This is a genomic window from Ruegeria arenilitoris (assembly GCF_013032445.1).
Taxonomy (GTDB): Bacteria; Pseudomonadota; Alphaproteobacteria; order Rhodobacterales; family Rhodobacteraceae; genus Ruegeria; species Ruegeria arenilitoris_F.
The window spans coordinates 1-10,363 of the sequence record NZ_WQCA01000052.1 but is presented as its reverse complement, the minus strand read 5'-3'; the positions used below and the strand labels follow the sequence as shown (position 1 = coordinate 10,363).

Sequence of the window (10,363 nt, the reverse complement as noted above, 5' to 3'; positions counted from 1 at the left end):
GGGTCTTGTCAGAAGAAATTTGGTTGAGCGGGGCAGGGCGGTTGCGTAGCCTTTTGCCCATGACCAGACCAGCCTCCTTCAAATACTTTAAGACCAGTCCCGAGGTCATCCGTCTTGCGGTGATGTTATACATCCGATTCCCGCTCTCTCTTCGGAACGTCGAAGATTTGCTGCATGAGCGCGGGATCGATGTTAGCCACGAAACTGTCCGATATTGGTGGAATAGGTTTGGCCCGATGTTTGCTGCTGAGATAAGGCAGAAGCGTGTTCAGCAGCTGCGCGCGTTCTCCAAATGGAAATGGCATGTGGACGAGGTCTTTGTGAAGGTGAACGGCAAACGCCACTATCTCTGGCGTGCTGTTGATCACGAAGGTGAAGTGCTTGAGGCCGTCGTCACGAAGCGTCGAAACAAGGCCGCAGCACTGAAATTCCTCAAGAAATTAATGAAGCGCCATGGTTGCGCCGATGAGATCGTGACGGATCGTTTCGCTTCCTACAAAGCTGCGCTTAGAGATTTGGGTGCTCTCGAAAAACAACAGAAGGGCAGGTGGCTCAACAATCGCGTAGAGAATTCGCATCTTCCGTTTCGACGACGCGAACGCGCCATGCAACGTTTCAGGCGCATGCGAAGTTTACAGAAATTCGCCTCCGTCCACTCCTCCGTCTACAACCATTTCAACCAGGAAAGATCGCTCGCCAGGAGAGATATCTTCAAGCTGACACGCACCGCCGCTCTTGCCGAGTGGCGCGAACTTTGTACCGGATAGATTCACGGTTTCTTCGGCAAACTGAGACTGGTTAGAATTCCTCTGACAGCACCGTTCGAGCAATATGGGGTCTTTTAGCGGCTGCAAAACGCACCCGTGTTTTTGGTTCCATTCAATCGACCATGTATACCGTTTCGCTGGTGTCTATTGCCTCTTGCGCTGCTTGCCCCATTCTGACGGCCCAAAGGCCGTCATTCAAACTCACATCCGGCTTTGCTTTTTCGCCACGAAGCACGGCCAAGAATCCTTCATGCTGATAGTAGGTCGACCCATTGTGATCCCCAGCCGCCAACAGGTTCGGGTCTACTGGAACATCCATTGATACAGGACCCTTGGGATTGCGCGGACTGATTATTACTCGCGGAGGCGGGGGGGCGCCCAAGTGATCCTGCCAAAAGCGCTCGGGTCCTGGAACCAGCGCCTCGATCTTAGCATCTGGTCCGACGGCCGAAATTTCTTCCTGATAGCGAGAGCCTTCGGCAAACATGCAAAGTTCCAACATCGCGCGCGCACCCGAAGCAAAGTCGACAAGAACATAGCCGTGATCCAGAATATCTGGGGTTTGACCGTCGTAACTCTCGTCCAAATGGTTCACCGCCTGCCCACCACTTGCCGTTATACGCACCGGGTCGGATTTCAATATTAGACGCATGAGGTCGAAGAAGTGGCAGCATTTTTCGACAAAAGTACCACCAGTATTGCGGTTGAAACGGTTCCAGTTGCCGACCTTTTCCAGGAAAGGAAAACGATGCTCGCGGATCGATAACATTTTTATACCACCTGTCGCCTGAGCCTTCTCGATCAGAGCAGCAATAGGGGGCATGTACCGGTATTCCATCGCGACCCAAATCGGGCAGGGGTAGTCATGCTCCAATTGCTCGAGTCGGGCCACGTCTTGCGGGTCAGTGAACAATGGCTTTTCTACCAAAAGCGGTAGTGGACGTGTTTCAGCGATTTCGCAAATCTGGTCCACATGAAGATGGTTTGGGCTAACAATGACGACGCAGTCCAGTTCTTCAACCGCCAGAAGCTCTTGCACGGAACCAACCATGGCTGCAGTTGGCGCAATTGCCTTGGCGACTTTTGCCATCTCTGGATCGGGCTCAAAGATTGCTGCCACATTAGTACCTTCCAGCAATCCTATATTGTGCAGGTGCTCTTGCCCCATCATTCCGCATCCAATCAGCCCGTAATTGATGGTCCGGGTCATGTGCGATTCCTTTTACTTCAAACGTTGTACGTAGTTGGCCCGATCTGGGTCGAACCATGTTTTTGAGAATTCAACGGGTTCGGCGTTTTCCGACCAGCTGAACCGCTCGATATAACCTACCGCTTGGCCCGCTGGTTTAGTGAAGTCAGGAGGTGTCCAGTCCGGTAGCGGCCGGACAGAGACTCTGTCTTCGGCTCTTGCGATCCAAAAGCCCAATTGGCGCTGATAATAGCGATAGAGTGAGTCGGACAGGAGGCTCTGGTCGACTAGGCCCGCTGATTCGTCTAGCCAAATTTCTTCGACGGCGATGATTGTATCATTCAGGTAGCGCATCCGCCGCACGCGCGAACCGGCATCAGAAGCACCGAATTTAGGCAGATCGACTGGCTTCTTCAGATGGTCAACTGACAGGATATCCGCACGTGGCAGGCCACCCCCTTCAGGTAGTTCCAGCCTGAACATTGCATAGACGCTTTTTTGTGTGCCGGTCTCGCGGATGTAGTTGCCTGAGCCTTGGATACGCTCCAACATCCCCTTTTTTTCCAGCTCGGAGAGCGATTTTCGAAGCGTTCCAACTGAGACATTCAACTCCGCCGCCATCTCGCGCTCGGGCGGCAAACGCTCGCCATCAATAAGGCGCCCAGCCGCGACGTCGCGGATCAGAAGTTCCGCGATCTGAATATATACCGGCAGGGCATTTGGGTTTCGGTTGGACGCAAGCACGATAGACGCTTCACTCAGTCGCAGTAAAAATTGATACACTATTGATCTACATCAAAGCGATTGCTACGCAAGAGGAAAGTCAAAGATGTACGGAGCGTGAATCAAATGAGCATCGTCCCCATCACATCCCCCGATCTAAATGCGGCCGAAGTTTCCTGGTTTGCCGCGCTGTGTTCCGATGATTACCAATTCCTTGGCGTTCCCGATGGCAACCTGCGGTCGAGTTGGGAGCATTGCTCGAGCATTGTGAAAGAGGCCGAAGCGCAGGGGTTCCGCAACATCCTTTGCCCGTCCTCCTACCAGGTTGGTCAGGACACGCTGAGCTTTGTCGCGGGCTGCGCTCCAATCACCGACCGGATCAACCTGCTGGCTGCCGTACGCTGCGGTGAGATGCAGCCGATCATGCTGGCCCGCACCATTGCAACGCTGGATCACATGCTGAAGGGGCGTTTGACAGTCAATATCATCTCATCCGATTTTCCCGGTGAGAAAGCCGACAGCGCGTTCCGCTATCAGCGCTCTCGCGAAGTGGTACAGATCCTGAAACAGGCTTGGACGCAGGATGAGATCAATCATGTAGGCGAAGTCTATAACTTCTCAGGCCTGACCACTGATCCGGCCAAGCCATACCAGACTGGAGGACCGCTACTCTATTTCGGCGGCTATTCTCCCTCTGCGCTGGACCTATGTGGCGAGCATTGTGACGTCTACCTGATGTGGCCCGAAACCAAGGACCAACTGGCCGAACGCATGAAGGCCGTTCACGCGGTTGCCGAGAATTACAACCGCACGCTGGACTATGGCCTGCGCGTTCACATGATCGTTCGCGATACCGAGGCCGAGGCGCAAGAATACGCCGATTATATCGTCTCGAAACTGGACGACGAGTATGGCCGCGCGATACGGGAACGGGCGCTTGATTCGACCTCGCTGGGCGTGGCGCACCAGGCCAAGAACCGCGATCTGGCCGATGAGTATGGCTATGTTGAACCCGGGCTGTGGACCGGCGTTGGGCGCGCGCGTTCGGGCTGTGGAGCAGCGCTGGTCGGGTCGACGGATCAGGTCATGTCCAAGATCGAAGAATATCAGAAGATGGGCATCCGCGCCTTCATCTTCTCGGGCTATCCCCACATGGACGAAGCCCGCCATTTCGGCAGCCGTGTTCTGCCGAACCTGAAAACCTGCTCTCTTCCGGAAGCTTACGGAAGAGTTCCTGCAAATACCCCGGCCACACCGCTGGGCTACGGAGTTCGTCGCTGATGCAACGTGTGAAAGTTTCTGACTCGCTGGAAATGAGCCGCCTTGTCTATGGCATGTGGCGCTTGGGCGACGACACAGACACCTCGGCGGCTCATGTCGAAGCCAAAATCCAGGCTTGTCTGGATCAGGGTATCACCACCTTCGATCAGGCCGACATCTACGGCGACTACAATGCCGAGGCCGTTCTGGGGGCTGCATTGCGCGAAAACCCCGCGCTGCGCCAGAAAATGGAGATCGTCACCAAATGCGATATCGTTGCCCCGTGCGGCCGGTATTCGCATGCGAAGGTCAAATACTACGACACCTCGCGAGCGCACATCCTGAAGTCTGTCGAAACCTCTCTGTCCGAGATGGCGATTGACCACATTGACCTGCTGCTGGTCCACCGCCCTGATCCATTCATGGACCACCATGAAACCGGCGCTGCGCTGGACGAAGTGGTCGCAAGCGGCAAGGTGCGCGAGGTAGGTGTTTCCAACTTCCGCCCATGGGACTGGAACCTACTGCAACCAGCGATGAAGACCCCGCTGGTTACCAACCAGATCGAGATTTCGCTGGGCGAGATCAGCCCCTTCACCAACGGCGATCTGGCCTTTCACCAGCAGCACGGGCACCCACTGATGGCATGGTCGCCACTGGGCGGGGGGCTGTTGATGGCCGGCAACCCTCCGGTTGGATTGGTTGCGGACGAGATCGCCGAAGAGTTCGGTGTTGACCGCGCTGCCGTCGCGATTGCGTTCCTACTGGCGCATCCCGCAGGCATCCTGCCGGTTCTGGGCACCAACAATCTGGACCGCATCAAGCGGATCTCGGATGCGCTGAAAGTCAAATTGGATCGCGAGAGCTGGTTCCGCCTGTATGAGGCGGCGCTGGGGCATGAGGTACCATGATGAACGCAATCTCAAAGGACATGACCCACACCTTCGTTCCGCATAAGGACGACACCCGCACCCTGCGCGACGCCTTCGGCCGTTTTGCCACCGGCGTCACCATTGTCACCTGCGACAGCGCGGACGGGCCGATCTGCATTACGGCCAACAGCTTTTCGTCTCTGTCACTGGACCCGCCCCTGATCATGTGGGCGGGCGACCGCAACTCGCGCCGTTTCCCCTATTTCCACAAAGCCCGCCATTTCAGCGTGCATGTGCTGTCCTCGGAACAAGCAGAGCTGTGCTTCGGATGCTCGAAAGACGCCTTTGCGTTGCGCGACATCGCTCATGAGCGGTGCGAAAACGGAACGCCGATCCTACCGGACTGTCTGGCGCGGTTCGAATGCGAACAGCACGCGTATCACGACGCAGGTGATCACGTTATTGTAGTGGGAAAGGTTCTCAAGGCCAGCATGGCGGATGGAGACGCGCTGACCTTTTACGCCGGGAAACTCGGCCAATTCGCGCAGCACTAAGCGCGATTTGACGACCGCGGGACATACCTGCGGCTGAACAAGGGAGGATCCGCATGGGCGGACTGGCATCGGCGCTTGCGCCGATTGCATTCGTGAACGAAATCGTGCTGCGTCTGGGCCGCGCGGTTGGTGTCGTTGCGATTGCACTCATGGTGATCGCAATCCTGATCCAGGTGTTCTTTCGGTATGTGCTGGGCAATGCTCTGCCATGGCCGGATGAGGCTGCGCGGTTCTGCATGCTCTGGATGACCGGCCTGATGGCACCCACCGCCTTTCGCCGCGGCGGCTTTGTGGCCATCGACATGCTGGAGCGCTTCTTGCCACGCTCAATCGGTCAGACGCTCAACCTGTTCCTGTTGCTGATCTCGCTGGCTGTCTTGCTGGTTGCGGTCAAAATCGGCTGGTCCGAGGTCACTGGTTTTGGCGGCAAATTCGCCACCGCAGCGCTATACGTGCCCACCTCATTCGGGTTCGACGAATGGTATCGAATACCACGCAGTTGGATGATGGCTTCGTTGCTGGTGGGGATCATTCTGCTGATTTCGGTGAATATCGAGCTGATCCTGCGATCCTTCATCACTCTGCTGGGCGGGGGTCACCTGTTGCCTGAAATTCCAGACGCGGCAGTGGGGGCTGAATAAGTGCTGATCTGGTTCTTACCCACCTTCTTGATTTTCCTGCTGATCGGCCTGCCGGTCTTTTTCGCCCTTTTGGCTGCGCCCGGTATCTTGCTGTGGCTCAACGGTCAGACAAACGACATCACACTGCTCTATCGCAACGTCTATAACGGCATGGACAGCTTCCCGCTGATGGCGATCCCCTTCTTCATGCTGGCCGGAGAGTTGATGAACCGCGGTGGCATCACCATCCGCTTGGTCGAGTTCAGCCAGGCGCTGATGGGCCACCTGCGCGGCGGTCTGGCGCATGTGAACGTGCTGAGTTCGATCCTCTTCGCAGGCCTCTCGGGGTCCGCCGTGGCGGACACCTCGGCGCTTGGGTCGATGCTGATCCCGGCAATGGAAAAACAGGGCTATACACGCAAATTCGCCGCCGCGATCACAGCGGCGAGTTCTGTGATTGGCCCGATCATCCCACCTTCGGGCATCATGATCATCTACGCCTATGTGATGGGCGAAAGCGTCGCCGCGCTGTTCCTTGCAGGCATTGTGCCGGGCGTGATGGTGGGCGTTGGCCTGATGCTGATGATCAAACTGATGGCTGACAAGTACGACTTCCCCGTGGCCAGCCGCAAATACACTTGGCCCGAACGGCGTCAGGCCAGCCTGAAAGCCTTCTTCCCATTGATGACTCCGGTGATCATTCTGGGTGGCATTCTCGGCGGCATTTTCACACCGACCGAGGCCGCTGCCGTCGCCGTGGGCTACGCCTTCATAATCGGCTTCTTCGTCCTGCGCACATTGACTTGGAAAGAAGTGCCAGAAGTTCTCAGCAACGCAGGCATGACCTCCGCCGTCGTCCTGCTGCTGGTCGGTGCAGCGATGGCGTTCAAGACGGTTGTCAGTCTCAGCCATGCGCCGGAACAACTGGCCTCGCTGATCCTCAGCCTGTCGGAAAACCCGCTTATCCTGCTGTTCCTGATCAACCTGCTGCTTTTCATCGTCGGCATGTTTCTAGATGCAGGCCCCGCGATCATCATCCTTGGCCCGATCCTTGGACCCATCTTCACCAGCCTTGGTGTAGACCCGATCCATTTCGCCATCATCATGAGCGTCAACCTGACCGTCGGCCTCGCCACCCCGCCAATGGGCTTGGTCCTGTTCGTCGCCGCCGCCGTTTCGCGCGAACGGGTTGAAACCATCGCCAAGGCGATCCTGCCGTTCTTGGCCGTCGAAATCATAGTGATCTTCCTGATCACCTATATCCCCGCACTATCCATGACGATCCCTAGGATAACGGGATTTGCAAACTGAACTGAGTATCACAGGGAGGAAACGCATGCTCAGAAACTTCATCAAAACCGCGGCGGTGGCCACATCGCTTGTGGCCTCGTCCGCCATGGCCGCCACAGCCGCCGACTACACACTGCGCGCTACTGCCAACTCCAACGAAAATGACGAAGATTATGACGGTCTGATTGTCTTCAAAAACTATGTCGAGGCCGCCTCGAACGGTGCGATTGAGGTCGAGCTGTTCATCGGTACCCAACTGTGTTCCAACGGCGCAGAATGCTTGCAAGGCGTGGCCGATGGCACCATCGACATCTACATCTCCACCTCGGGAGGGGCCTCGGGCATTTTTCCTTACGTGCAGGTTCTGGACCTGCCCTACCTGATGGCCGATGACCGCATAGCCGAACATGTTCTGTCCGGCGACTTCACCCGCACCATGCGTAACATGGCGCTGGAGGATTCTGGCGGCGCGATACGTCTGATGACCATTGGCAACACCGGCGGCTGGCGCAACTTCGCCAACACACAGCGCCGCGTCGCCGAGCCTGCCGACATGGAAGGTCTAAAAATCCGCACAGTGGTCGCCGACCTGCCGCAGGAACTGGTCAAAGCTCTGGGAGCTTCGCCGACACCGATCCCATGGCCGGAATTGTTCACCAGCTTCCAGACCGGCGTGGTCGAGGGATCCAAGAACGGCATCACCGACATTATGGGCATGAAATTCCCTGACGCGGGTCTGCAATATGTCACGCTGGACGGCCATGCCTATATGGGCGCACTGTGGTGGATGAACAACGCCAAGTTCCAGGAGATGCCCGAGGATATGCGCCGCGTCGTCGTCGATGGTTTCTATGCGCTACAACAGGCCACCTTTGCCTCGCCCAAGCGCAAATCGATTCAGGCCTACGAGGATTTTGTCGCCGGTGGTGGAGACCTCTATGTCCTGACGCCCGATCAGAAGGCCGCGTTCAAAGAGGCCGCAACCCCGGTTTATGACTGGTTCCAGTCCAACGTCGCCCGCGGGGACGAAATCTTTGGTGCGTTGACCGAAGCGGTTGCTGCGGCTGAGGCCGATGTGAACGCCTCACGCGATGCGGACCTGAACTAAGTGTATGGGTCGGGCTTTGCAGCCCGGCTATCACCGAAACGGGTACATCCACCCTTTGTAGTCGTTGACCAGCACATGGGCCCTTTGAATCTGCTCCGGCGACATTTTCTTAACCACTTCCTCAAGGCTGATCGCCGCGTCGGGGTCGCCGCCAATGGCGCTGAGCGTGTACCACATATAGGCGCGCACCAAATCGGGTGCAGGCATGCCAAGACCCAATTCGTAATACCAGCCAACTCCCGACTGCGCCCCCGGATGCCCCTTCATCGAGGCGCGCAGATACCATTCAAAGGCCCGTTCGTAATCCTGCTCGACCCCAAGACCCAGCCCGTACATCACGCCGATCAACTCCTCTGCCTCGGCGTTGCCCGAGCGCGCGGCTGGAAGAAGCTCCTCGCGCGCGGCTTCAAACTGTCCGGCTTCCATCATATCGCGCGCTTGCTCCAGTTCCGCCAGAGCCGGAGACGCAAATACGCAAAGGGCGAAAACAAGCTGACGCATGGGATGGTTGTTCTCTTCTGGGTTGGGGCCGCTGCGGCACAGGATTTGCCGCGCCCGCTAACCGATGATGAATTTATCTCCTTTGATATGAAACAGGCCGCTGTCGGTCATCAATTGTTTTACGACCCGATCCTGTCAGGCAACCGCAACATCACCTGCGCCCATTGTCACCACCCGGACTTCGGCACCTCGGACGGGCTATCACTGGGCATAGGAGAAGGCGGACAGGGGTTGGGGCCGGACCGCACACCCGGCACCGGGGCAGACAGAATACGCAAACGTATCCCTCGTAACTCTCCGGGCCTATGGAACCTTGGGGCCAAGGAAATTCACACCGTCTTTCATGACGGCAGGCTGAGCATTTCCAACGTCTACGGCAACTCCTTCAATTCCCCAGCGCAGGAGTGGCTGCCCGAGGGCCTGAATTCCCTGCTGGCGGCACAGGCTCTGTTTCCCCTGACTTCACAATTCGAAATGGCGGGCAATGTGGCCGAGAATGAGGTCACAGGCGCGGTGCATGATCGTATTGACAAAGGCTGGCCGATTCTGGCGAAACGCGTCCGCACCGATCCACGCTATGGTCCGGCCATCGTCGCCGCCTTTGATGAGATCGAGACGACTGAAGACATCACTATCACGCAAATCGCCAATGCTCTGGCCGCTTTCATGGCGATAGAGTGGCGTAGCACCGACAGCCCATTTGACCACTACCTCGCGGGTGAAACGAATGCCCTTTCGCCGGCTCAATTGGATGGGATGATTCTTTTCTACGGCAAAGCACGCTGCTCCACCTGCCACACCGGGCCGCTCATGTCAGATCAGAAGTTCCATGCCTTGGGTTTACCGCCCTTTGGGCCGGGCCGCACCAGGCAGTGGGATCCCTTCGTCCGGGATGTAGGCCGCATGGGTGAAAGCAACCGCCTTGAGGATGCTTATAGGTTCCGCACCCCTATGTTGCGCAACGTTGCCCTGACCGCGCCTTACGGTCACAATGGTGCCTTCCCCGATCTTGAAAGCGTCATTCGCCATCATCTAAATCCGCAGGCAAGCCTAGACAACTGGAGTCCTGAAATGGCTACATTACCTGAGGTGCCATGGTTGCAAAAAACTGATTTCTTAGTTTGGGATGACGACTATGAAATGGAGCGTCAACGCAAAAAAAATGACATTGTTCCGGTCCAACTCACGGAGTTAGAAATTCAAAACCTGATTGCTTTTCTGCATTCGTTGACAGGTATCAGCGTAGGTTCATTGAAGTTCGGGGTGCCGAAAGGATTTATTCCTTAGCCATCTCTAACATCGAAAAGGTACTGTCAGAGGAATCGTATCCTGCCGTCCTTCTTGGCTGTCCCTTCTGAGGGGGCCTGGGAATGAAATGATCAGCAGAGAAATTGAGCCATTAGAGCGGCGCGAAACAATATACAGGTCTTGTCAGATTAACTTTACTTGAGCGGGGCAGGGCGAGTGCGTAGCGTTTGG

The 10,363-nt window shown here is 56.7% G+C and carries 11 protein-coding genes; 8 read left to right on the top strand and 3 right to left on the bottom strand.

Features of this window, described 5'->3' with window-relative positions; all coding sequences use genetic code 11:
* Positions 1–59 precede the first annotated feature (59 nt).
* Complete coding sequence (locus tag GOW98_RS24760) at positions 60–767, top strand: IS6 family transposase (protein WP_170337193.1); 708 nt, start codon at positions 60–62, stop codon at positions 765–767.
* A 112-nt stretch (positions 768–879) separates the two neighbouring features.
* On the opposite strand, the gene GOW98_RS24755 is transcribed toward GOW98_RS24760, so the two are convergent.
* Together GOW98_RS24755 and GOW98_RS24750 are read right to left on the bottom strand one after the other, a co-directional pair.
* Positions 880–1,977, bottom strand: coding sequence for a Gfo/Idh/MocA family protein (locus GOW98_RS24755; RefSeq protein WP_170337188.1), 1,098 nt, complete (start codon positions 1,975–1,977; stop codon positions 880–882).
* Positions 1,978–1,989: 12 nt separating this feature from the next.
* Positions 1,990–2,700: a GntR family transcriptional regulator gene (locus GOW98_RS24750; protein WP_170337200.1), complete on the bottom strand. Its 711-nt coding sequence runs from the start codon at positions 2,698–2,700 to the stop codon at positions 1,990–1,992.
* A gap of 105 nt (positions 2,701–2,805) precedes the next feature.
* Here GOW98_RS24750 and GOW98_RS24745 point away from each other — a divergent pair, with 105 nt between their 5' ends.
* From GOW98_RS24745 to GOW98_RS24720, 6 genes are read left to right on the top strand one after another with little or no spacing between them, the layout of a single operon-like run.
* A complete protein-coding gene (locus GOW98_RS24745; RefSeq protein ID WP_170337184.1) occupies positions 2,806–3,960 on the top strand; it encodes an LLM class flavin-dependent oxidoreductase in 1,155 nt (384 codons plus the stop codon).
* Positions 3,960–4,850, top strand: coding sequence for an aldo/keto reductase (locus GOW98_RS24740; protein WP_170337180.1), 891 nt, complete (start codon positions 3,960–3,962; stop codon positions 4,848–4,850). Before GOW98_RS24745 ends, GOW98_RS24740 begins: the two co-directional genes overlap by 1 nt.
* Positions 4,850–5,365, top strand: coding sequence for a flavin reductase family protein (locus GOW98_RS24735; RefSeq protein WP_170337178.1), 516 nt, complete (start codon positions 4,850–4,852; stop codon positions 5,363–5,365). The genes GOW98_RS24740 and GOW98_RS24735 overlap by 1 nt, the downstream gene beginning before the upstream one ends.
* A gap of 53 nt (positions 5,366–5,418) precedes the next feature.
* Positions 5,419–6,006: a TRAP transporter small permease gene (locus GOW98_RS24730; RefSeq protein WP_170337177.1), complete on the top strand. Its 588-nt coding sequence runs from the start codon at positions 5,419–5,421 to the stop codon at positions 6,004–6,006.
* Positions 6,007–7,296, top strand: a complete 1,290-nt coding sequence (locus GOW98_RS24725) for a TRAP transporter large permease (protein WP_170337175.1) — start codon at positions 6,007–6,009, stop codon at positions 7,294–7,296.
* A gap of 25 nt (positions 7,297–7,321) precedes the next feature.
* Positions 7,322–8,383 carry a TRAP transporter substrate-binding protein gene (locus GOW98_RS24720; RefSeq protein ID WP_170337173.1) on the top strand — a complete coding sequence of 354 codons (1,062 nt, stop codon included), beginning with the start codon at positions 7,322–7,324 and terminating at the stop codon, positions 8,381–8,383.
* 30 nt (positions 8,384–8,413) lie between these two features.
* Here GOW98_RS24720 and GOW98_RS24715 read toward each other — a convergent pair whose 3' ends face one another.
* A complete protein-coding gene (locus GOW98_RS24715; protein WP_170337161.1) occupies positions 8,414–8,884 on the bottom strand; it encodes a tetratricopeptide repeat protein in 471 nt (156 codons plus the stop codon).
* 3 nt (positions 8,885–8,887) lie between these two features.
* Between GOW98_RS24715 and GOW98_RS24710 the strand changes: the two genes are divergently transcribed.
* Complete coding sequence (locus GOW98_RS24710; protein ID WP_170337157.1) at positions 8,888–10,171, top strand: cytochrome-c peroxidase; 1,284 nt, start codon at positions 8,888–8,890, stop codon at positions 10,169–10,171.
* Positions 10,172–10,363: the final 192 nt, after the last annotated feature.

Bases quoted from the DNA above. Each gene is read 5' to 3' on its own strand.
- GOW98_RS24760 (WP_170337193.1), top strand. From the start codon at position 60: ATGACCAGACCAGCCTCCTTCAAATACTTTAAGACCAGTCCCGAGGTC.
- GOW98_RS24755 (WP_170337188.1), bottom strand. From the start codon at position 1,977: ATGACCCGGACCATCAATTACGGGCTGATTGGATGCGGAATGATGGGG.
- GOW98_RS24745 (WP_170337184.1), top strand. From the start codon at position 2,806: ATGAGCATCGTCCCCATCACATCCCCCGATCTAAATGCGGCCGAAGTT.
- GOW98_RS24740 (WP_170337180.1), top strand. From the start codon at position 3,960: ATGCAACGTGTGAAAGTTTCTGACTCGCTGGAAATGAGCCGCCTTGTC.
- GOW98_RS24735 (WP_170337178.1), top strand. From the start codon at position 4,850: ATGAACGCAATCTCAAAGGACATGACCCACACCTTCGTTCCGCATAAG.
- GOW98_RS24730 (WP_170337177.1), top strand. From the start codon at position 5,419: ATGGGCGGACTGGCATCGGCGCTTGCGCCGATTGCATTCGTGAACGAA.
- GOW98_RS24720 (WP_170337173.1), top strand. From the start codon at position 7,322: ATGCTCAGAAACTTCATCAAAACCGCGGCGGTGGCCACATCGCTTGTG.
- GOW98_RS24715 (WP_170337161.1), bottom strand. From the start codon at position 8,884: ATGCGTCAGCTTGTTTTCGCCCTTTGCGTATTTGCGTCTCCGGCTCTG.
- GOW98_RS24710 (WP_170337157.1), top strand. From the start codon at position 8,888: ATGGTTGTTCTCTTCTGGGTTGGGGCCGCTGCGGCACAGGATTTGCCG.